Here is a 21,232-nt window from a genome sequence, read left to right on the forward strand (position 1 = left end):
AAAAGAAGCGTTACCCACTTGCTAAGAAATATAAAACCCAGCTTTAGACTGGTGTAGATATAGATTAGCTTGGCTACAATCTTTGTGTGTCATCGCAATAAATGCCCAAAAACGCAACCACATTATCTTTAAAGCGACAAATGAAAAGAAGGAAATTTTTAGATAAGATTGCCAGCTATGGGGAAAGATTACAAACAGAGAACCTCGTACTGATATGGCAATTAGGATATTTAGAGTCTGCTGCATCTACTGTTTGCAATGATGGCGATATTTGAATCGCCTGTTTATTTTCATAAAAAGAGAAGCCTTTAAGGCATTTACCAAGGAATCATATTCTCACAGGTCGTGTAAAACACGCTCAAGTTACTAGAACGCTTGTGCAATCTCAAAAACCCGAAAAAATAGACTTCAATACCGAATACCCCTGTCCCTGTCGTCGCCGGGGTCAGTTAATTCCGATTACGCTGACAGAAGCATTTGGTTGCGATCGCTGTCAGCAAATCTTTGTAGTAGAAGATAATGGTCATGTCTTAGAACAGCTTTCTACCACCTATCCCTACAAACGGGCTTGGCGTTGGATGGGAAATAGTTGGCATGTTGTCCATCCGCGCTTGGGAGAAAGCTATCTGCCTATAGCACTTGGCATTATTTTCGTGCTAGTGATTATATGGCTGCCATTAGCACTGCGATTGGCAAATAGTTCCAGCATTGTTGCTTGGGCAATGGTGGCGGTACTATTGGCTATTCTGCCAGCACTAATGGTTTGGCTTACCTACAGACGTTAACTCAATGACTGTTGAAGTTTTGGATGATTACCCCGAACCAATTACTAGTGCCCAACGCGCCTATCATGCTTCCCTAAAATTGGGGATCACAAAGGGAGCAGACCGGAGTCGTGCAGTACTGGCGATGGCACAAGCCATTGAGCGCTCATTTGACGACATTCTAGAAGCCAATACCTTGGATTTAGAAGCCAGTCGGGAAATGGCAGTGCCTGAGTTGATACTGGACTGGCTGAAGCTGACTCCCACAAGGCTAGAGATGACCGTGGACATTTTGCAACGGTTGGGGGAATTATCAGATCCACTGCGGCGCGTCAGAACTGCTGATTATCAACTGGAAGATTCCCAGAGTTATACCCAGTTAATGCCCTTGGGAGTGATTGGATTTATTTATGAGGCGTTTCCAGATTTAGGAGCGATCGCAGCAGGTTTTTGTATCAAAACTGGCAATAGTATAATTCTCAAAGGCAGTACTGAAGCTAGCCATTCCAACGCGGTCATAGCTGAGGTACTGCAAAGTGCGATCGCTCAGGTTGGTCTAGCTCCTGGCTGTCTAGAATTGATTACAGCAGAACATGGTGCTTCGGTTCGGGATTTAATCACCCAAGACCAGTACGTGAATCTAGTGATTCCTTACGGACGTTCTAGTTTGGTACAGCAGGTAGTACGACAGTCAACTTGCCCAGTCTTAAAGTCAGCGATGGGTAACTGTTATCTCTACTGGTCGCTAAATAGCAGTTTAGAAATGGTGCGCTGGATGATTCTTAATAGCCATCAGAGCGAACCAGATCAAGTTAATGCCATTGAAAAAGTACTTATTCATCGCCAAGCCTTGCCATCATCTTTAGCCGTTCTGTGGAACAGCTTGATGGAAAAAGGCTTTGAAATTAAAGGGGATGCAGAACTAGTAGAAGCTTTTCCCCAGTTGCAGCTCGTGAAGGAGAGCGAATGGGGAAACCCTTATTTAACGAGGACAGTAGCTTTTAAATTGGTGGATAGCTTAGAAGCTGCGATCGCCTGGATTAATGAACACAGCAGTGGTCATGCTGACTCTATCGTTACTGAATCTTACCAAGAAAGTCGGCAGTTTGCTTTAGGAGTGACCAGTGCTTCTACCTACATCAATACTTCTCCGCGTTTTTCCCGCAACCCCTCGCGGGGAGATTCAGTGTTTCTCGGCATGTCTAACCAAAAAGGTCATCGCCGGGGATTTATCAGCCTGGAAACCTTGACTACCGTTAAGCACATTGTTCAGGGAAATGGCAGGTTTTAAATAATTCGTAACTCGTAATTAGAAAAGGGTTTGATAATGCAGGTAGTACCAGTTTAGGACTACCCCTTTCAAGGTGCGTAAAAATTTTGGCAAATAGATTCCTCTTTAAGCTCTATACTCTGTGTCCTCTGCGCCTCTGTGGTTAAAAAAAATACTTTTAAACCGCAGAGGCACAGAGATCGCTGAGAAAAAATAAGATATTTTACGAGTCACCTTGAAAGGGCTAATCCCTTATTCGTAATGCCCCAATCCAATTTTAAACTTAACAAAATCTTAATTACTGCTTGATCCTGGTTTGCTAGGCTCCTTGTGTTTGGTTGAGCAGTAATTAGGAGACAAGTCAAATCAAGCCACTGTTTGTGCTTTTTCCAAATGACCCTCCTAAATGCCAACTGTATTTACATCTAGGTAGGGGTGAATATGGAACTTATGGATGCTACGCGCCTGCTAGCAAATCGGTGCAGACGGCGGAATTTTTTGCTGGGTGCAGGATTCTTAACGGGGTTAACAATCGCTAGCCAATGGCATCCAGTATTGGCTAATTCAAGGTTTTCTGGCTATCCGTTCAGTCTTGGTGTTGCCTCTGGCGATCCTTTGCCGGATGGTGTTGTTATCTGGACACGACTGGCTCCAAATCCCCTCTCTGGAGGTGGAATGCCACTTGTAAATGTGCCAGTGCGGTGGCAAGTTGCCCTTGATGAAAACATGAGGCAGGTGGTGCGGCGAGGAACAGTGCTAGCGACACCAGAGTTAGGTCACTCAGTTCACGTTGATGTCCGTGGACTAGACCCTGACCGTTGGTATTGGTATCAATTTCAAGCAGGTAGGGAAGTTAGCCCCATTGGACGAACTCGCACAGCACCAGCATTTTATGGTTCTATCTCACAACTGAATTTTGCTTTTGTCTCTTGTCAAGACTGGCAAAATGGCTACTATACGGCTTATCGGCATTTGGCTGAGGAAGACCTCGATCTTGTGGTTCATCTGGGTGATTATATTTACGAATACGGGCCACAACCCGGTGGGCCCCGTCAGCATAATAGTCCAGAAATCATCACTCTTACAGACTACCGCGATCGCCACGCCCTATACAAAACTGACCCGAATCTCCAAGCTGCTCATGCTGCTTTTCCCTGGATTGTCACTTGGGATGATCATGAAGTTGATAACAACTACGCCAACTTAATCCCCGAAGATAACCAAACCCAAGAAGCTTTTAGGAAACGGCGAGCTAACGCGTACCAGGCTTACTACGAACATATGCCTCTGCGTCGGTTTTCATTGCCTAACGGCCCAGATATGCTGCTTTATCGACGGTTCACTTTCGGTAATTTGGCTGAGTTCAATCTACTAGACACGAGGCAATACCGCACTAACCAACCTTGTGATGACGGACTTAAACCTCGCTGTCCTGAAGCTTTTGATACAAATGCTACCATGACTGGTTCAGAACAAGAGCAGTGGTTACGAAAAGGGTTAGATCAGTCGCGATCGCGCTGGAATGTGATTGCTCAACAAACTATGCTAGCCGAGTACAATTTTAATGGTAGTCCAGGTTCGGGTGTCTTCAATTTAGATCAATGGGACGGCTACGTGGCTGAACGTAATCGGCTCTTGAGTTTTCTAAACCAGCGCCAACCTTCTAATCCAGTGGTGATTACTGGAGACATCCATTCTAGTTGGGTACATGATTTGAAGCTTGATTTTAATAACCCAAACTCACCTACGGTAGGCACTGAGTTCGTAGGAACCTCAATTACCTCTGACTTTCCCACACAATTCATCGCTCCAGTTCAAGCTTCCCTACCCAACAATCCCCATACTAAGTTTTTTGATGGAGCCTTCCGGGGATACGTCCGGTGCAACCTTACCCCACAACGCTGGCAAACTGACTACCGTGTTGTATCAAGCATTATTGACTTGAATGCCTCTATCAAAACCCTAGCTTCTTTTGTAGTCCAAAACGGACAACCAGGAGCGCATCTAAGTTAAGGGAAGTTCGATAAACCCTCCCTGAGTCCAACTAAAGTTCAATTCTCTCCCTCTCCGACTCGGAGAGGGACGGTTTTACATAGTAAAACCAGGGAGAGGTCTTTATAGTACCTCAACAAATAAATTTCCTTAATCCAAGCGTATCGGCTTACAGTAAATAAATCTTTTTGAAGAGTTATTTTGGCATTTCTTTGCAATACTTAACTAACTTCTAATTAAAAAAAGTGAATATAGATAAAAAATGATAACTAACATCATAATTGATTAAGTTATCCAAGCTAAATTGAGACTATGCTTAATAATTCAAGTCTAGTTGATCATTTTTAAGTAAATAGGTGCAAATGAACTTAAACATTTGTTGAGCTTTTTGTACTTTGTCATTTGTTTGAGTGTTAAATACTAAAAAAGAAAGTTTATTTGTGCCAAGTTACTAACTAGGTTGTTGAGCAAGGCAGTAGAAATCTGACCTTAGCCAAGTAATAACAGCGACAACTAAAGTAAATTTAACAACAATCACGTAAAATGATAGAAAAAATTTTGCTGGCTGTATCGGGATTGGGACATGCAGAAGAAATGCTCAAAACCCTGAGACAAATTCCTTCAATTCAATCTGCAAAAATAACAATTTTGCATGTTGTTCAAGCACAAAATACTGCTGCTACCATGACAGCTAAATGGGAAAATGGCGGTAAAATTTTAGCTAATGCCATTCAAACTTTGAATTTAGATCCTAGCCAGGTTTCTTCAATTTTGCGCGAAGGCGACCCGAAAGATGTTGTTTGCCAAGTAGCTGATGAAATCGACGCTGACTTGATTATTATGGGTTCACGCGGACTGAAGCGGCTACAATCCATTTTATCAAACTCAGTCAGTCAGTATGTTTTCCAGCTATCTTCTCGCCCAATGTTGCTGGTAAAAGATGATATTTATGTCAAAAGAATTAAGCGCATTATGGTGGCAATAGACAACTCTGAGTCAGCAAAAAACTGCTTGAAGTTGGCACTGTTTTTACTGCGAGATATTCAGGGTGGTGAGTTAATTTTGGCAAATGTTGCCACAAATTTAGGCGGAAAAAAATCTGAAATAACTGAAGTTAGTTCAGATAAAAATCCAGTTTTGGCAGCCGCAGTTGCAGAAGCTAAAAACCAGGGCATCCAATCTCGTTGTTATATCAGTAGTGGGAAACCTGGTGAAGAAATTTGTCGGTTGGCAGAGGAGTTGAATATAGACTTATTATTGCTTGGTTCTCCAGATCGTCGTCCATCCATCGCTAAGAGTTTTGTTGATATAGACCGACTTATTGGTTCTTCCTTGTCTGACTATGTTCGAGTCAATGCTACTTGCCCGGTATTGTTGGCGCGGACGATCGCTTAAAGTCAAAATAGAGTTAGTGGTTGATAAATAAAAACCCCTGCACCAGTAGTGTAGGGGTTCTTTATTTGATACACAAACTCTTAATTATCTTTTCCACCTTCGCGGCTAGCAGTTTGGATGTAAAGAATTAGTAAAAACACAGTGGGGACTAGTACGAACAAAATGCTCGCTACGAACCCCAGGTCATTAACTTGCATGGCAAGAAAACCTCTCTTAAATTTCCAGTCAACAAGATTAGGATAGCATTATCGATGACAGAGTTATACCAATTCAAAATTCAAAATCAGGAAACTCTACTTTGGTAAGTATTTTGACTACTGACTGGATACAAATTGAAGCAGTGGCAGATTTAACAACTTAAGGCTTGGTGACTACACTGACTGAGCCATTAACTAAAGTTTGACAGGCAAGGCGGTAATTTTCCGGCTTTTTTTTGAATTTGCGATTTTCTACATCTGTGCGGGGGGAAAGATTTTCTAGTCCTTCGACTATCTCGACAACGCAAGTACCACACTGACCATTACCACCGCAATTGGTCATCTTGCCAATGAACTTATATATATCAATGTCATTTTGCATCGCTTTGAGCCGGAGATTGGCACCATCTGCCGCCACTACTTCTTTATTCTCTTTAACGAATTTGATATTACCCATAACCGATTCCTCCTTGACTCTAAGCTTGGCTTTCAAGGCTTTATATTGACATGGCTTGATTCACATCTTATTTATTATATTAAATCATTACAAAATATTAATAAATATTAATTTATAAAATATAGTCCCGCAAAAAAATAGAACAGGTATATTACCTGTCCTATAAATTGAAAAATAGATTAACTTACCTAAATCCCACGGCTGCTTGCCAAACGAAAGCAAGCAACAAGAAGAATACGGGAATGACTGGGAGAACGTCCACCAAAGGATCAAAGATTTGGTATGCTTCAGGCAGTTTTGCTAATAAAAGTGCTGCTTCCATGTTTGTTTAAATCCAACTATCCAACACAGCGTTCATAATTGAGAAATATCTTAACATGGTTTGAGTCTTGGTCATTGGTCAATAGTTATTTGTCATTTGTAATTTCCTCTTCATCTGGTACTGATTCAGATGAGTTTAGCCAGTGACCAAATTCTGTAACAAAGCGATCGCTTAATATTGCTTCTCTAATCTGCTGCGTAAAGCGAATTAGTTCGGTAATGTTGTGAATGCTCAACAAGGTATAAGCCAAAATTTCTTGCGATCGCACTAAATGAGATACGTAAGCCCGGCTAAAATTTTGGCAAGTGTAGCAAGGACAAGTTTCATCTAATGGCGTAAAATCTTCACGAAACTTAGCATTTTTTAAATTCCAGCGTCCGCCCTGGACTATTGCCGTCCCATGTCTCGCCCAACGAGTGGGAATTACGCAATCAAATAAATCTACACCAGATGCGATCGCGATCGCCATTTCTCGATAAGTACCGACACCCATCAAATAACGCGGCTTTTCAGGCGGTAGAAGCGGTGCTGTCACTTTCACAATCTCAGCCATCATTTCAGGCGGTTCTCCCACACTTACGCCACCAATGGCATATCCGGGCAAATCCAACTTAGCCAAAGCTTCCGCCGCACGGCAGCGCAAATCCAAATATACGCCTCCCTGTACTATTCCAAACAACGCCTGTTCACTGCGTTGATGAGCCGTTATGCAGCGTTCTAACCAGCGATAAGTGCGCTCAGTTGCAGTTTCAACCTCTTGGCGAGTTGCTGGGTAGGGTGGACACTCATCAAAGGCCATAATTACATCGGCCCCCAAAGTATTTTGAATCTCAATGGAACGCTCTGGTGTCAAATTAATAATTCGTCCATCATGGGGTGAGCGAAACGTTACACCTTCTTCAGTAATTTTTCGCATCTCACTTAAGCTGAAGACCTGAAACCCACCCGAATCTGTGAGCATTGGTCCATTCCAACCCATAAATTTGTGCAATCCACCACCGCCAGCCACGATTGCTTCCCCTGGTTGTAGGTGAAGATGATAAGTATTGGATAAGATCATTTGCGCCCCAGTATCTCGTAGCTGGGCGGGAGTAATAGTTTTGACATTTGCCAGCGTTCCTACTGGCATAAATCTAGGGGTTTCGACAAGACCGTGAGGGGTGAAAAACACTCCTGCTCTAGCTTTGGTTTGGCTACAGCAAGCAAGACATTGAAAAGAAAAATTCGCACTCATGCTATTTTGGATTTTTGAAGATGCGCCTGCCTATAGGACTAACACTTTCAACACTAACTAAAGAACTATTAAGACAGAATCACTAAAAGCCTACCCTATTACCTGGAATGGCGGAAGTGATTAAGATATGCAGATTAATCAGTACGAAACTACATTACGGTGCAGTAGGTTTGTTAGACTGCGATCGCTTTGGTTAGCTTGCACCGTTAATCCTCTCTGATTTCGACTAACGCTTCACCAGATCGCAAAAGCTCTAATGCTTCTGGCAATGTTGAATTCAGAATCTCTTTCAATCGGGCATTTGACGTATTGCCACATATCAACCAGATAACTTGTGGCGGTGTTCCAAGACGATCAACTAAGTCAAGCTTTGTCACTGTCCTTGGTAATGAAGATGACTCCTTTAGCCTTTGCTGCCTCAAAAATTTCAGGATCTTCGGTATCTCTAAGCCCAACATCACGCAAAGCTAATGCGGTTATGCCGAATGTGGTGGTGATCCAAGTTGCAATTGCGGGTGACAGATGTGCATCTACCCAGATTGTCATGCAACCAAAACGGGATGATTGAGCTTACGTGAAGCGTACACAAGTGCTGCTTTAAGATCATCCGCTTCTAAATCGGGCATTTCTTCTAAAATTTGTTCGGCACTCAGTCCCGCCGCCAACACGTCGAGTACATCTGATACTCGAATTCTCATGCCCCGGATACAGGGACGACCACCACATTGTTTGGAATTAACTGTAATTCTTCCAAGTAAGTCTGACATAAGGTTTCACTCGGAAATAGTCTTTAACCCAGTATATAAAGTAGGCGCTTCTTAGTTGCAATCGTTGAATTGCTTGGTAATCAGGCAATTTGAAGCGTGCTAGGTTCAGGAATAGATTCACCTTCTACTTGCCAAGCTTCCAAGTACATTTCAATCACTTCTTCGCCATTACGAATAGCTTCTTCACGAGTTTTGCCATGAGTACAAGGCATAATAACGCGATCGGCAAACTCTGGAATAGTGATTAGGAAAAGCTGATCTTCATCAGACCATTGAAGAATCATACTGTATCGATTCATGAATCCTCGTCCTCCCTTAACTCTTGGAGTTTAGTCAATAAACTTGCTAACTGTTTTTCTAGATAGATTGGCACATCATCTCCATCCTTACCGGGAATTGTTAGTGTTTTTTTGAGCAAAGGATGTAGCCAACGCTCATGACTACCTTTGCCACGCTTAGGCAAATAAACGAATCCTTCACGCGCAATCTGAGCTTTTAATTCCCGAATTTTCCTGGGCATGAATGTTATCTATTTTTCTAGCTTATTTTCTCACTACTAAACTATCTCAAGCCTTTCTAACGCTTCATCCAGGTCAATTGTATTAGGAATCTTGCCAGAAGATATTTTTTGTTTTACTTCATTGACTCGCCCTTTAAAAATAAATTCTGGTAAACGACGGGAAAGACGTTCTTTGAGAAGCAATAAAAAGTCAAAAAATATATGCAACACACCATACTTGTAGCTACTTATATTTATATGTGTAGCGCTGGAATACTCTCTAAGCACATAGGCTTCATTAAAAAGTTTACGGAACTATACCAAAAAACAACGACGTTGCAACGTTTGCTTAAGTAAAGTTTGATATTCTTCATCCTCAACCCGATAAGCCCCAAACCTCTCTAAATGCGGATTCATCATTTGGGCATCGAAAAACACAAATTTCCTCTGGCGCAATCTTTCCACCAACTTTACCATCGCTACCTTCGAGCCTTCAGGAATGCGGTAAAACATCGACTCGCCAATGAAAGCCCCACCAATAACAATCCCTAAAATTCCCCCAGCTAATTCGTCACCCTGCCAAGTTTCAAAACTAAAAGCATAACCATTCTGGTAAAGTAGCCAGTAAATCTTTTGCAACTCCGGTGAAATCCAAGTTGTCTCTCTGTCAGCACACCCAGCCACCACCGCTTGAAAGTCCCGATTAATAGCCACACTAAAACGCTCTTGATTCAGGACACGCTGCAAAGACTTAGGATAGCGAAACCGTTCATCCAAAGGAATAAAAGTCCGATCGCGACTTCCGTACCAACTCAGGCGATCGCGCTCATCAGCCATGAGAAAATAGCCTTGTGCATAACCCTCAACAATAGCCGCGATATCATATTCCATAAATAAATATAAAAAAAACACCAGAGAAACGCCATTTGATCCTATCAATCATCCTCCGCGTTCCTCTGCGTTTCCCTCCGCGTCCCTCTGCGTTTAAAATAAAAAAAATGACTCAACCAATTCCACCCATTACCCTACCACCACCTGAAAATCCGTTGCTCGAAGGTGAATGGTTACGAGAACGCCTACAACGGTGGCTAGATACAGAATTTATCCCCGAAGCAGTCAACCAAAATATTGCCCAACGAGCTGCACAGATTTTTGTGCGTCAACGGATGGAAGGAGAAAATGACCTTGGTTCTCTGGTAATTGCCATTGTCACAGAGATGCAGTCCTATGATTTTTCCAATAGCTTTTATGGAGAGTTTGCGATCGCCAACGCCGTCAGCGATCTACTCTTAGAAAGTCTGGGAATTGATAAGTGTTGTGGTCAATAATTTTTGTCATTAGTCCTTTGTTATTTACCAATGACTAATGACTAATGACTCTTGACTACCAGCTAGACTTAACGACTCCAGGCAAAAGACCTTCATGCGCCCATTCTCGCAGTACGTTCCGAGACAACCCAAAATCGCGGTAAACACCTCTAGAACGACCAGTCAACCAGCAACGATTGCGGTGACGAGTGGGCGCACTATTCCGGGGTAGCTGTTGAATCTTCCGGTGGATTTCCAATTTATCTAGAGGAGATGCTGCACTTCTGAACTCTTCTAAAAGAGCTTCCCGTTTGTCAGCATACTTTTCTATCAATTTGGTGCGCTTTTTCTCGCGCTCAATCATGCTCTTTTTTGCCATATATTCTCTAACTTATTTAAAGACACCGTTTTCCATTCTACAGTCTCTCCATCAATTCTGGGGTTACTTGTGTCGCTTACCCTACAACCACTGGTTTATTCGCAGCAGGACATAAATCAGCAAGTTCACAAGCAATGCAGACGGGAGAACGTGCTTTACAAATAGCACGACCATGATAAATCAGCCGAATTGACCAATTTTCCCAATCAGGCTGCGGCAATAAACCCATTAAATCTTGCTCAATCCGAACGGGGTCTGTATGGTCAGTTAAACCCAAACGTTCGCTAAGGCGCTTAACGTGAGTATCTACCGTCACTCCAACATTAATGCCATAAGCATGACCCAAGACTACGTTTGCTGTTTTCCGCGCCACACCTGGAAGCTTTAACAACTGTTCCATTTGGTTGGGGACAACAGAGTTAAACTCAGTCACAATCATCCTACAGGCGGCTTGAATGTTTTTGGCTTTATTGCGATAAAATCCAGTTGAACGCACCAAGTTTTCTAACTCTACTAAGTCAGCGATCGCTAAACTCTCAGCATCAGGAAATCTATCGAATAAAGCTGGTGTGACTTTATTCACCCGCTCATCAGTACATTGAGCAGAGAGAATTGTTGCCACCAACAATTGTACTGGTGTTGAGTAATTTAAAGAGCAAGTAGCATCTGGATAAAGACGCTTCAGACGAGCTAAAATTTCTAGCGATCGCTCCTTTAAAGTTAAAAGTTTCTTTTCCCCACTCCCTATTTTCACTGGAATAATTTTTGTACCCATTCCAATTGGCTAGTTAATTGAGTAGTTTCTTTGACTATTAGAAAAATTCCTAAGCCTAAGAGTAACACCAAACCCGTTTGCATTACACCTTCTTGAATGCGGGCGGGTACAGGCTTACCGCGTAAACCTTCAATCAGCAGAAAAGCAAGTTGTCCGCCATCCAAAGCGGGTAAGGGTAAAATGTTGATAATAGCCAAGTTAATGCTGATAATTGCGGCAAAAGACAACAGATTTGCGCTATTATCTTCAGCTAATTTTGCACCTATTTTGACAATATTAACCGGCCCAGAAACTTGTCCAGCAGTTTGTTGAAAGTTGGTAATTAACTGGCCAAAACCGCTTAATGTCCCAACAAATAATTGTTGAAATCTGTTAGCAGCAATGCCGAAAATTTCAAAAGGACTATTAGGACGGCGATAAACTGCTGTAGCATTTGGGCTTAGTGCCACACCAACTACACCTTTGCCATCGGCTCCCAATTTTGGCGTTAATTTCAGAGTTTGTTGTTGGTTGTCACGCAGAATTTTCAGTTCGATTTGCTGATTGGGATGAGTTTGAATTTCTTTTGTCAGCAAAGGAGTTGACTTATCAGAAGCCGGGAGTTCTTGACCGTTAACAGCCAGAATAATATCTCCTTCCCGAATTCCTGCTTGATAGGCAACAGATTCCTGATTAACAGGCTGTACGGCGACACCAGCTTTATAGTTTAATTCCTTGGGAATGCCGACGATACCCAATTGCAGAACCAACACTAAATAGGCAAATATTAAATTTGCGATCACTCCAGCACTGATAACGATCGCCCTGTCTAAAACTGGACGGTTACGCAGCAGATTCGGGTCATTGGGTGGAACATCGCTATCGGGGTCATCATCGGGAAAGCCCACAAAGCCGCCCAAAGGAAAGGCGCGGACAGCATATTCGGTCTGCTTTCCTTGATACTTAAGAAGAACTGGGCCAAAACCCAAAGAAAAACGATTAACGAGAATGCCTTGAGAACGGGCTGCAACAAAATGTCCCAACTCGTGTACCAAGATCAAAACAGCCAAAACTGCGATCGCTGCTAAAACTGACATAGAGTAAATTAGTGAAGATATTAAGCTATAGTTATCTCCATTCTAATTGGGCATTGGGTATTGGGTATTAGTCATTGGTCATTGGTCATTGGTCATTGGGTATTGGGTATTAGTCATTGGTAAATAACAAAGGACAAATGACTAATGACAAATTATAAAACTTCACGCCCCAAGTAAGGTTGCAGGGCTTCTGGTATCCTCACTGTCCCATCCGGTTGTTGATAATTCTCCAAAATTGCTGCCATAGTCCGTCCCACAGCCAAACCCGAACCATTGAGGGTATGTACGAACTGAGTGCCTTTCTTCCCCGCCTCTTTGAAGCGAATATCAGCCCGTCGCGCCTGGAAATCTATAGTATTGGAACAGCTAGAAATTTCGCGGTATTTGCCAGAAGAGGGCAACCAAACCTCTAAATCATAAGTTTTGGTAGAGGCAAATCCCAAATCTCCAGTACTTAAATTGACTACTCGGTAAGGTAACTTCAACGCCTGTAAGATTGCTTCTGCATTCCCTACCAATTTCTCCAGTTCATCAAAAGATTTACTGGGTTCGACAAATTTCACCATCTCCACCTTGTTAAATTGATGCAGGCGAATTAATCCCCGCATATCGCGCCCATAGCTACCAGCTTCGCGGCGAAAACAGGGAGTAAAAGCACAGTGGTAAATAGGCAAGTTTTCAGCAGCGAGAATTTCACCCCGGTAGAGATTTGTAACTGGAACCTCTGCCGTAGGAATCAGCCACAAGTCATCATCAGCACATTTAAAGCTTTCTTCAGCAAACTTGGGTAACTGACCGGTAGCTGTCAAAGACTCGGTATTAACTAACAGAGGCGGACTGACTTCCACATAACCCGCTTGAGTATGGAGAGACAGCATAAATTGAATTAATGCCCTCTCCAATGCCGCACCAGCACCTATCAATGTCACAAAGCGACTTTGGGCAACTTTTACAGCTCGTTCAACATTGAGAATACCTAGCTTTTCGCCAATTTCCCAGTGAGGAAGAATATTCGGATTTTGGGGAATGTACTCATCACCCCAACGCCGCACTTCTACGTTATCTTCCTCATTTTTACCAAGGGGTGTAGAGTCGCTGGGCAAATTGGGAAGTGCCAACACAAGTTGGGCAATTTCAGCTTTGAGGTCTTTTTCCTGGGGTTCCAGTTCACTCAACGTAGCTTTGACAGAGTTACCTTCATCCCGCAAAGCTTGAATTTCTGGGTCTTGAGGATTCATCCCAGATTTAATCTTCTGCCCGACAATTTTACCGATTTCGTTGCTACGGGCTTGGAGTTGACTACGCGTCCCCTCAAGTTCCCGTTGTTGCCGATCTAACTGTAATATCGGTTCAATGTCATATTTACCACTACGACTATTCAATCGTTCTTGAACTAATTGCGGATTTTCCCGTATTTGCTTGATATCCAGCACAAATTTTTCTCAGTTTTTAGCCTATTATTATCTACCTGTCAACATCTCAGCAGCATATAGCCAATTATGTACCCAAGTCAAAAGAGGGGGATAAGGGAGACAAGAAAAGAAGAACAACCTCCTAATTCTTGACTTTTGATTCCTAAACTAAGGTCGGCTAATGCGATTGAGTAGCCAAAGTGATGCTAACAGTCCAGCAAAGTGGGCTTGTAATGTCTGGATATTTGCTAAAACCACAAACATATCTAAACCACTGATAATCGCTTGATTAGCTTGGGCAGAAAATATCAATTGACCTTGAGACAAAGCCCTAAGGGTAAAACTACCTACAATTGCTTGCGCCCCTAATAGAGTTAACAATATTCCCGCCAAATTCACCCATAATCCTAAGCGTAACACTTGTACAGTCTCACTTTTCCGGGGGCGGTTGCTGGGATTAGAGGATTGGAGTTGATTGCCAATTCTGGTGTAACGGTAAGCTAAATAAATGCCTCCACCCAATGCCAAAAGTCCACAAACTTCTAATAAGACACCAAAACCTGTTCCTGCATTATTAGTACTACCAATATTCCGACCAAAAAGGCTGTTAGCCAGCAAAATTACGCCAGAAACTACACCTAAAGCTAACTGAGTCCAGAAGCTACTCCAACCTAAGAGACGAAATATTTGGGCAATTGCCCGGAGAGTTGAGGAAGATGATGGGGCATCGGGGGTTTGTGACATAGTGATCACCAATTTGCTGGGCGCTTGATTAAGGGGCACGGAAGAGGACGTAAAGACACGGAGAGTTCTTTTCCGAGGTCTTTCGGTCTTCTTTCTAACTTTTCACGGTATATAGAAAACCTTTGTCTAAATCTCTTCTCCTTCTAAGAGAAAGACTTTGAATTTTCCCCTTTCCCGTGACGGAAAGGAGGTTAGGGGGTTAGGTTAATCGTTAGCTTTTCCATATAACGTGAAAAGTTAGGTTTTCTTTCCCCCTCCTTTAGGTCTTCTTTGATAAATTTACTATCACAATTGCCATAAGAGACAAGAGATTCTCTGATGGAGGAAATCAGTAATGGTGACTGCTTAAGTGTTTTCACTGCCGTAGTAGCTTTAACCCAGACATATCCCTTAGCGTAAGCTTTGAGAATTTGCATGGGGAAAATCACTGTAAAACAAAGTGTTTATTAACTTTTACAGACAAAATAGCATTTTACCTGTAAAATTTCTTCGATGGCATTTTATTGCTTAAGCAGTTCTAACTAGTTTGGCATCACTTAATACTAAGATCGTGACTTCTCCACTGTCTTTTTGCTTCTCACTACACCGTATCGAGCTTGAGTAGAGTACATTATTGTGTGCCCTTAAAACCCGCAAACTCGTCCCACAACTTCACAGGCGTGGATAATTATTTGGTGTTTACGCAATGGATATCTAGTCTAAGTAGCTTTATATGTATTACTCACTTAGCAGTAGCACTGTATACTGGCTATAAGGATTATAGACCTTACCCTAAGGCATTTTTTTAGCCATTCATTAACCATGAAACTTGAGGATATATATCAATTCTTTGAAAATCCTCCGCCAACTTACCTTTGTCAGGAACTAGCAGTTTGTTACATACTGTCTGTTTTATTACAAGGTGAATCCTACGGAACCGAGTTGATCGAGCAATTAGAAACTGAATATCCCATTTATCGGCTTTCAGATACCGTGCTTTATAGTGCAATCAAATTTCTGGAAGACCAAGGGGCAATCACTGGATATTGGAAGAAACTCGAAGGACGGGGACGCCCCAGGCGGATGTACCAAGTTTCTCCCGAATGGCAAGTTCAAGCTCATGACCTAGCTTTTCTTTGGCAAAACTACATTAACAGGAGGACAAAGTAACAAATAATTGATAATGAATAAGTCTCCTACAGTCAAACACTAACAATTAGTTATGGATACTGCTATTCTGCCATCTACGTTCCTGCTAACCTTGTTGTTATCGGTTGGGCTGTTTTTCTTTATTCGTGCCTCGACTAAAGACCGCACTGAAATAGCGCAACTGATATCTGAGCAAGACGAAGCTGCTTTAATGTCTCAATTAAAAGAGTATTTTCGATCGCGGTCTTACCGAGTGGCAGCGGTAGACCGAGAACAAAACCAGGTGACTTTTGAAGGTAATGTTCGCCCCAGCTGGTTCTTAGCTATATTTCTAACTTTATTGGCAGCTACCGGGATTGTTTGTCTATCTCTGGTAGTATCCCTGCTTTTTCCTAGCTTCAGTACCCTTGTTCTGGCTATGGTGCTGCTATCGCCTTTAAGTGGTCTATTTTATTGGAAAAAATCTGGAAGGCTTGAGAAGGTGTCGCTCAAAGTAGAAACAACTCAGAGCGAACAAACCCTCTCAAGTAAGATAACCGTAGTTGCCCATCGAGATGAACTCAGTGAGTTGCAGAGGACTCTACAGCTAAAGCCTGGGAAATAATTGTTGCTTTTTGTGACCATCTCTTAACTATGATATGCAAACTTCTGACCTGACCTACTCTTTAGGCAATGGAAAGTAGGAAGGAGGACATCAAGACGGCTGCTTTGTCAGTTTTCCCCACGACACAAGTCATGGGGAAAAAATTTAAATTCATTAACTTAAATTCATTGACAGAGCTTGCTTAACCATCTACGGCATAAGAGCGCAACTTCACTAGCGCTTTTTGAAGCACTTGGCTCTATACCCATTCCCTTCTGCATCATCAAAATAGTATCAACCCATGCAATCTAGCGTGGTTTGAGACAGGTTTACTTTCCAACTACCTGGACTAGATTTACTGGCAAATCAGCTACAAACTAAAAAAAAATTAAATTTTGCATAAACTTAGCAATTTTGCCAGTTAATAATAGTCAGGAGCCACATTCAATGCCTAAGATGACCATTTATGGTTCATCGACTAGCTAAGGCAAGAGATTCTTGACCTGGTGAAGGTTCTAACACCCTCAAGCTAGGAAACAAGAAATGGTTTTCCTCTACGTATTGAGCACCAAACAGTCCCTTTTCTGCCCAGAAATAACGATCTGTGGTGTGTTCATTTCGCTTTACGAGTAGTAAAGCCGGTGGCAAAATCCCTTCAGCTTGAATGAATCTTCTCGCTGCTGTCACAGGCTTTTCTTCGCCACTCTCAATGCTATATTGAGGTACATGCTCCAAAATGCGCCGTCCTTCCTGACGACGACGACTCTTCCTTTTGCGTCTCCTTGCCAATCTATTGTCCTCCTCTTTCAAGCTATAGATTGTAGTGATAGCTACAAAATCCGTCGTCATTATATAGGTTCTAGTTCAAAATATCAATAGTTTTTAACCTTTTAAGATAAGAAAGTTAATATGTTTGAACATAGAAAAAATAAAGTCACCTAAAAATATAATCCCCTAGTAGAAACCATCTCTAAGAAAATTTTAGTTAAGCTTTATTACATGAGTGAGGTAAAAATTAAGTATCCTCTCTTACATCATGCCTCAAAATCTATAATCTTGAGCAAGAGCTAAAAAATGTTAATGTCTTCCAGTTCCGATTTTCTTGCTCTGTGTCGAGAGCAAATAGCGCTACTAACCCAAGGGCTGGGAGCAACTTTAAGTATTGTGTACCTGACACAAGAATTGGTAGAAACTCCTTCAAGCGATGCAAAGCTTATTCCTGTGGTGATTTACCCGGAAACAGCATTATTATCGCCAGGAGAGGAAAATGCTGAGGGGACAGCATACAAGCAGCTTCAAGTTGGAAATGCGTTTATATTACCCAATCATCAGAGAAGGTTATTGACAGCAGGTTCAGAATCTCCAAGCTCGTCAGGGGAGTCTGAGACACCAGATTCGTCTCCACCCCATCTAAAAGAGGAATACTTACTTAGTGGCAACCAAGTTGTTTTACCTCTGATTTATGAGGGTGTGATGATGGGGTTGCTGGTGACAGGTAGGCAAGACCGGGCATGGAATGAACACGAGCAAAGTCAGATTCAACAGATAGCTCAAACATTAGCGATCGCTTGTATTTTAGATCAACGCCGAGCATGGGTTGAGCAGCAGTTGCATGAGCAACAAATTCTTCAAGAAAAACAGCGGGATTTGCTAGATAACCTGTTGCATCAGTTTCGTAACCCATTAACGGCGTTGCGGACTTTTGGCAAACTGCTATTAAAACGACTACGGCCAGCAGACGCTAACCGCGATGTAGCAAATAGTATTGTGCGGGAAAGCGATCGCCTTCAAGAATTGCTACAACAATTTGAGCAAGTAATTGACTTGACTGAAGCAGATTTAGCGCCACTACATTTGGCGGAAGATGAAGTATTTGTAGAAGCAACCATCCAAAAAGACGCTAAACCGCTGCTATTATTGCCAGGAACGGGAGATAAAGCAGTTGACTGCTCTCTAGCAGATATATTAGAACCATTATTAATATCAGCCAAAGCGATCGCCCAAGAGCGAAAGCTAAAACTAATAACTGAAATTCAACAGAATTCATCCCTAGTGCGTGCCAACGTCAAAGCATTACGAGAGGTCTTAACTAATATCATCGATAATGCTTTGAAATATACTCCCACTGGGGGCAAAATTTTGATTCAGGCGGGGCAAGAAAAAGGGAATTTTCAGGGAATTGTCATCAGTGATAATGGGCCTGGGATTCCACCCCAAGATTTAGAACATCTTGGAGAACGGCACTATCGGGGTGTACAAGCGCAAACAGAAATCCCCGGTACAGGTTTGGGGCTAGCGATCGCTAAACAATTAATAGAGCAAATGCAGGGCGAAATCGAGGTTTTCAGCCCTGCAATTAACTCTAAGCTAACTTCACCCGATGCGCCGGGAACTACGTTTATTATTTGGTTGCCAGAAGTTTAGAATTTGTTATTTGTCCTTTGTAAATACTAATGACCAATGACCAATGACTATCTTAGTGAAACCAACAAGTTTTGATTGATGGTCATTTGTAAATCGGTATCTGGGTCAATAGCGATTAAGTCAACGCTATTTCTGCCGAAGAAGAGACCAACCAACGCACCAATACCAGCACCACCCAAGACTTCTTCTGTGGCAATGGCGCGATCGCCTGTAACAGCAGATACCGCAGCGGCTGCACCTGCACCCAATACAGTATTTTGGATGATTGAACCAGTACTAGTACCCTTGTTGACTCTTTCAGTTTTGGTAATCACGTCAGAACTAGCATTCAGTTGATACTCTTGACCGCCGGTCAAAACTAATTTCTCGGCAATGAATTGAGAACCGCCTGTAGCAGGTTTGAGTTGACCAATAACCTGACTACCAGCAGGAATCACTACAGATCCGTCTTGCGTAACCACATTTTGGGATACTGTCAATGTCAAAGGCGCTGTTTCATCCTTTGTAACCAGAATTTTTTCTGCCTTGTCATACTTCACAGGGATAGCAGTCCCTTGAGGAATTGTCACAGCTACAGGTGTTGGGGTAGTAGACCCAACAGCCACAACATAAGGCGAGTTAATTGCCGAGGCTTGATTAGAACTAACCAATGCTTGGTAGATAAAAGCTGCTACCTGGGCGCGGGTGGCGGTTGCAGTTGGATTCAGGAACTTCACATTAGGATAGTTGACCACAATTTGCTTTTCAGTTGCTGCTGCGATCGGGCTACGGGCATAGCTAGCGATGTTAGAAGCATCGTTGAAGTATTGCAGAGTGCTTTCGGTATTGCCCCTGGGACTATATTCCAGACCATTGGCAAGGGAAACTAAAACCTGTTGGCGGGGAATAGCTTGGTTAGGCTCAAAGCGATTACCGGGATATCCTGATAAGAAACCAATGGTATAAGCTTGCTGAATCGCACCCGATGCCCAATAGTTGCTAGGCACATCAGTAAAACTGATTGGCGATCGTTGCTGTGCTTTTTGGAAAGCTTTGTTGACCATCGCGGCAAATTGAGCGCGTGTCACCGGTTCTTCAGGGCGGAAGCTACCATCAGGAAATCCGGCAATTACACCTCGCTGTGACAATTGTTGAATAAATTGTGCTGCCCAATAGTTAGATGAAACATCAGAAAAAGTAGTTTGAGCAAAAGATGGCGAAGCTGTAATGAAAGGCGCTACAGTACCGACTGTGACGCTCAAAGCCATGAGTGCAGCTGTTCTAGATTGCCAACGATTTAAGTTAAACATTATTTTTTTACTCCAGTTAAATTATTTTTTTACTGTTAATTAATTAGACATTTACTGAAGTATTAGGTTCCCCAGTTTTCTGCATTTAGTAAAACCATTACTTTAGTAATACAGTCATAATCAAAAGTCTGTTTCAAACGAAATAGTAGTATGTCAAGTCTAAATTTATGGGTAAGGAAGTTTGTAGTAAGGAATTTAATACTTATTTTTTAACCACTTTGGTGCTTACTATAAATCTTTATAAATAGCTTGAAAAATTAGTAGTGAAATCACCCTATTACCTGTTAGTACAATTAAACAAGGATTCCAATCAATATCAATACTGAGTAAGACGATACAGAGATGTAATAGTTCCAGAAAAAGACAATTTAAAAGAAAATTTATAGGGATAAAAATGAAGACGATCGCACACTATAGTTAAAGTGGCGATCGCCTATCAGGGGTGATTAAAGTCACGACTGGAATAGAGTTAAATCTAGTAGCGGGATTGTGGTACTAAATTCAAGTTAGAATTCAGTGTGAGCCTTAAATCTTGTGCAGGTCTGAGGACAAAGACATTTGCTTCTTTCTTTCGCAACAGCACACTCGCTCCTGCACCCGCAGCCGCACCGATAACAGGTTTTAAATCGTCAATTCTGTTGTTGCCAGTAATTAGTGAACCTAAAAGACCAGCACCGCCACCAATAGCTGCGTCAGTTAAAACCTGACCTGTGCTGGGCCCTTGTGAAACTCTTTGAGTTGTGGTGTATGTCCGAGAAGTTGCATTAATCGACTGACGCTGACCGTTAGAAAATTCTAATTCTTGAGCGACAAACCTTACGCCTTTTCTTCTCTTATCATCTGTATTTCTTGAATAACTATCTAAGTCAACAGATTCTAGCCGTCCATTTACTTTAGTACCAGCAGGAATTAAAACATTTCTATTTCTGTCGATAATGTCATTGGCTATTCTCAAGGTTAGAGATTTACTTTCTCCAGGAGCAATAGTAATTGTCTCTTTTTCGTAGGTGACAGGAAAAGCGACCCCAGAAGGAATGGTAACGTTTCCGTATTGCCCAGTTCTGTTTTGATCAATTCTGTATTGAGCATTAGCAGGAGCCAAGCCCAATAACGGGCTAATGACGCTTGTAGTAACGGCCATTGCCATAAGTGCAGCAGTTCCAGATTTCCATTGATGTAAGCGTGTCATAAGAGGGTTATCCTTTATGTATGTGATGT

Annotated in this window: 27 protein-coding genes; 8 read left to right on the forward strand and 19 right to left on the reverse strand. The window is 42.2% G+C overall.

Annotated elements, in window-relative coordinates; translation table 11 throughout:
- Positions 1 to 377 precede the first annotated feature (377 nt).
- The 4 genes from H6G97_RS03180 (at position 378) to H6G97_RS03195 (ending at position 5,421) form a co-directional block, all read left to right on the forward strand.
- Positions 378 to 785, forward strand: coding sequence for a hypothetical protein (locus tag H6G97_RS03180; protein ID WP_100901502.1), 408 nt, complete (start codon positions 378 to 380; stop codon positions 783 to 785).
- 4 nt (positions 786 to 789) lie between these two features.
- Positions 790 to 2,055, forward strand: a complete 1,266-nt coding sequence (locus tag H6G97_RS03185; RefSeq protein ID WP_190939269.1) for a glutamate-5-semialdehyde dehydrogenase — start codon at positions 790 to 792, stop codon at positions 2,053 to 2,055.
- 420 nt (positions 2,056 to 2,475) lie between these two features.
- Positions 2,476 to 4,047 carry an alkaline phosphatase D family protein gene (locus H6G97_RS03190; RefSeq protein WP_190939270.1) on the forward strand — a complete coding sequence of 524 codons (1,572 nt, stop codon included), beginning with the start codon at positions 2,476 to 2,478 and terminating at the stop codon, positions 4,045 to 4,047.
- A 522-nt stretch (positions 4,048 to 4,569) separates the two neighbouring features.
- Positions 4,570 to 5,421 (forward strand): universal stress protein, encoded by an 852-nt coding sequence (locus H6G97_RS03195; RefSeq protein ID WP_190939271.1) that lies wholly within the window; start codon positions 4,570 to 4,572, stop codon positions 5,419 to 5,421.
- An 80-nt stretch (positions 5,422 to 5,501) separates the two neighbouring features.
- Here the strand turns inward: H6G97_RS03195 and psbM are convergent, their stop codons facing one another.
- The 11 genes from psbM to aat form a co-directional block, all read right to left on the reverse strand.
- Positions 5,502 to 5,618 (reverse strand): photosystem II reaction center protein PsbM, encoded by a 117-nt coding sequence (psbM, locus tag H6G97_RS03200; protein ID WP_100901506.1) that lies wholly within the window; start codon positions 5,616 to 5,618, stop codon positions 5,502 to 5,504.
- Positions 5,619 to 5,778: 160 nt separating this feature from the next.
- Positions 5,779 to 6,075, reverse strand: coding sequence for a 2Fe-2S iron-sulfur cluster-binding protein (locus H6G97_RS03205; protein ID WP_190939272.1), 297 nt, complete (start codon positions 6,073 to 6,075; stop codon positions 5,779 to 5,781).
- Positions 6,076 to 6,259: 184 nt separating this feature from the next.
- A complete protein-coding gene (locus H6G97_RS03210; protein WP_006195022.1) occupies positions 6,260 to 6,397 on the reverse strand; it encodes a photosystem II reaction center protein K in 138 nt (45 codons plus the stop codon).
- An 85-nt stretch (positions 6,398 to 6,482) separates the two neighbouring features.
- Positions 6,483 to 7,631 carry a tRNA guanosine(34) transglycosylase Tgt gene (gene tgt / locus H6G97_RS03215; protein WP_190939273.1) on the reverse strand — a complete coding sequence of 383 codons (1,149 nt, stop codon included), beginning with the start codon at positions 7,629 to 7,631 and terminating at the stop codon, positions 6,483 to 6,485.
- Positions 7,632 to 7,837: 206 nt separating this feature from the next.
- Positions 7,838 to 8,008: a DUF5615 family PIN-like protein gene (locus H6G97_RS52175; RefSeq protein ID WP_242054792.1), complete on the reverse strand. Its 171-nt coding sequence runs from the start codon at positions 8,006 to 8,008 to the stop codon at positions 7,838 to 7,840.
- Positions 7,995 to 8,177: a DUF5615 family PIN-like protein gene (locus tag H6G97_RS52180; protein ID WP_242054793.1), complete on the reverse strand. Its 183-nt coding sequence runs from the start codon at positions 8,175 to 8,177 to the stop codon at positions 7,995 to 7,997. The genes H6G97_RS52175 and H6G97_RS52180 overlap by 14 nt, the downstream gene beginning before the upstream one ends.
- Positions 8,174 to 8,398, reverse strand: coding sequence for a DUF433 domain-containing protein (locus H6G97_RS03225; RefSeq protein WP_190939274.1), 225 nt, complete (start codon positions 8,396 to 8,398; stop codon positions 8,174 to 8,176). Before H6G97_RS03225 ends, H6G97_RS52180 begins: the two co-directional genes overlap by 4 nt.
- Before the next feature lie 80 nt (positions 8,399 to 8,478).
- Entirely contained in the window at positions 8,479 to 8,697 is a 219-nt protein-coding gene (locus H6G97_RS03230) for a type II toxin-antitoxin system HicB family antitoxin (protein ID WP_190939275.1), read from the reverse strand.
- Positions 8,694 to 8,918, reverse strand: a complete 225-nt coding sequence (locus H6G97_RS03235) for a type II toxin-antitoxin system HicA family toxin (RefSeq protein ID WP_190939276.1) — start codon at positions 8,916 to 8,918, stop codon at positions 8,694 to 8,696. The genes H6G97_RS03230 and H6G97_RS03235 overlap by 4 nt, the downstream gene beginning before the upstream one ends.
- A gap of 36 nt (positions 8,919 to 8,954) precedes the next feature.
- Positions 8,955 to 9,128 (reverse strand): hypothetical protein, encoded by a 174-nt coding sequence (locus H6G97_RS03240; RefSeq protein WP_190939277.1) that lies wholly within the window; start codon positions 9,126 to 9,128, stop codon positions 8,955 to 8,957.
- Between the two features lie 84 nt (positions 9,129 to 9,212).
- On the reverse strand, positions 9,213 to 9,788 hold the full coding sequence (gene aat, locus H6G97_RS03245) for a leucyl/phenylalanyl-tRNA--protein transferase (RefSeq protein ID WP_190939278.1): 576 nt from the start codon (positions 9,786 to 9,788) through the stop codon (positions 9,213 to 9,215).
- Between the two features lie 107 nt (positions 9,789 to 9,895).
- Here aat and H6G97_RS03250 point away from each other — a divergent pair, with 107 nt between their 5' ends.
- Positions 9,896 to 10,225, forward strand: coding sequence for a hypothetical protein (locus H6G97_RS03250; RefSeq protein ID WP_012410384.1), 330 nt, complete (start codon positions 9,896 to 9,898; stop codon positions 10,223 to 10,225).
- A gap of 55 nt (positions 10,226 to 10,280) precedes the next feature.
- Here the strand turns inward: H6G97_RS03250 and rpsN are convergent, their stop codons facing one another.
- From rpsN to H6G97_RS03275, 5 genes are all read right to left on the reverse strand, one after another.
- A complete protein-coding gene (gene rpsN / locus H6G97_RS03255; RefSeq protein ID WP_190939279.1) occupies positions 10,281 to 10,583 on the reverse strand; it encodes a 30S ribosomal protein S14 in 303 nt (100 codons plus the stop codon).
- 76 nt (positions 10,584 to 10,659) lie between these two features.
- A complete protein-coding gene (nth, locus tag H6G97_RS03260; RefSeq protein WP_190939280.1) occupies positions 10,660 to 11,358 on the reverse strand; it encodes an endonuclease III in 699 nt (232 codons plus the stop codon).
- On the reverse strand, positions 11,334 to 12,434 hold the full coding sequence (gene rseP, locus H6G97_RS03265; protein ID WP_190939281.1) for an RIP metalloprotease RseP: 1,101 nt from the start codon (positions 12,432 to 12,434) through the stop codon (positions 11,334 to 11,336). Before rseP ends, nth begins: the two co-directional genes overlap by 25 nt.
- A gap of 152 nt (positions 12,435 to 12,586) precedes the next feature.
- On the reverse strand, positions 12,587 to 13,867 hold the full coding sequence (gene serS / locus H6G97_RS03270) for a serine--tRNA ligase (protein ID WP_190939282.1): 1,281 nt from the start codon (positions 13,865 to 13,867) through the stop codon (positions 12,587 to 12,589).
- A gap of 147 nt (positions 13,868 to 14,014) precedes the next feature.
- The gene (locus H6G97_RS03275; protein ID WP_190939283.1) at positions 14,015 to 14,590 is read right to left on the reverse strand and encodes a DUF3611 family protein; all 576 of its coding nucleotides are present in this window, start codon (positions 14,588 to 14,590) and stop codon (positions 14,015 to 14,017) included.
- 801 nt (positions 14,591 to 15,391) lie between these two features.
- Here H6G97_RS03275 and H6G97_RS03280 point away from each other — a divergent pair.
- Complete coding sequence (locus H6G97_RS03280) at positions 15,392 to 15,739, forward strand: PadR family transcriptional regulator (RefSeq protein WP_190939284.1); 348 nt, start codon at positions 15,392 to 15,394, stop codon at positions 15,737 to 15,739.
- Positions 15,740 to 15,791: 52 nt separating this feature from the next.
- A complete protein-coding gene (locus H6G97_RS03285; RefSeq protein ID WP_190939285.1) occupies positions 15,792 to 16,322 on the forward strand; it encodes a cofactor assembly of complex C subunit B in 531 nt (176 codons plus the stop codon).
- Between the two features lie 450 nt (positions 16,323 to 16,772).
- Here the strand turns inward: H6G97_RS03285 and H6G97_RS03290 are convergent, their stop codons facing one another.
- Positions 16,773 to 17,090, reverse strand: a complete 318-nt coding sequence (locus H6G97_RS03290; RefSeq protein WP_190939368.1) for a DUF3155 domain-containing protein — start codon at positions 17,088 to 17,090, stop codon at positions 16,773 to 16,775.
- A gap of 285 nt (positions 17,091 to 17,375) precedes the next feature.
- Here H6G97_RS03290 and H6G97_RS03295 point away from each other — a divergent pair, with 285 nt between their 5' ends.
- The gene (locus H6G97_RS03295) at positions 17,376 to 18,725 is read left to right on the forward strand and encodes a sensor histidine kinase (protein WP_190939286.1); all 1,350 of its coding nucleotides are present in this window, start codon (positions 17,376 to 17,378) and stop codon (positions 18,723 to 18,725) included.
- A 47-nt stretch (positions 18,726 to 18,772) separates the two neighbouring features.
- Here H6G97_RS03295 and H6G97_RS03300 read toward each other — a convergent pair whose 3' ends face one another.
- Together H6G97_RS03300 and H6G97_RS03305 are read right to left on the reverse strand one after the other, a co-directional pair.
- Positions 18,773 to 20,014, reverse strand: a complete 1,242-nt coding sequence (locus H6G97_RS03300) for an S-layer homology domain-containing protein (RefSeq protein ID WP_190939287.1) — start codon at positions 20,012 to 20,014, stop codon at positions 18,773 to 18,775.
- 475 nt (positions 20,015 to 20,489) lie between these two features.
- Positions 20,490 to 21,203 carry a conjugal transfer protein TrbI gene (locus tag H6G97_RS03305; protein ID WP_190939288.1) on the reverse strand — a complete coding sequence of 238 codons (714 nt, stop codon included), beginning with the start codon at positions 21,201 to 21,203 and terminating at the stop codon, positions 20,490 to 20,492.
- Positions 21,204 to 21,232 lie beyond the last annotated feature (29 nt).

Origin of the sequence: Nostoc flagelliforme FACHB-838, assembly GCF_014698065.1 — a bacterium.
Classification (GTDB): Bacteria; Cyanobacteriota; Cyanobacteriia; order Cyanobacteriales; family Nostocaceae; genus Nostoc; species Nostoc flagelliforme_B.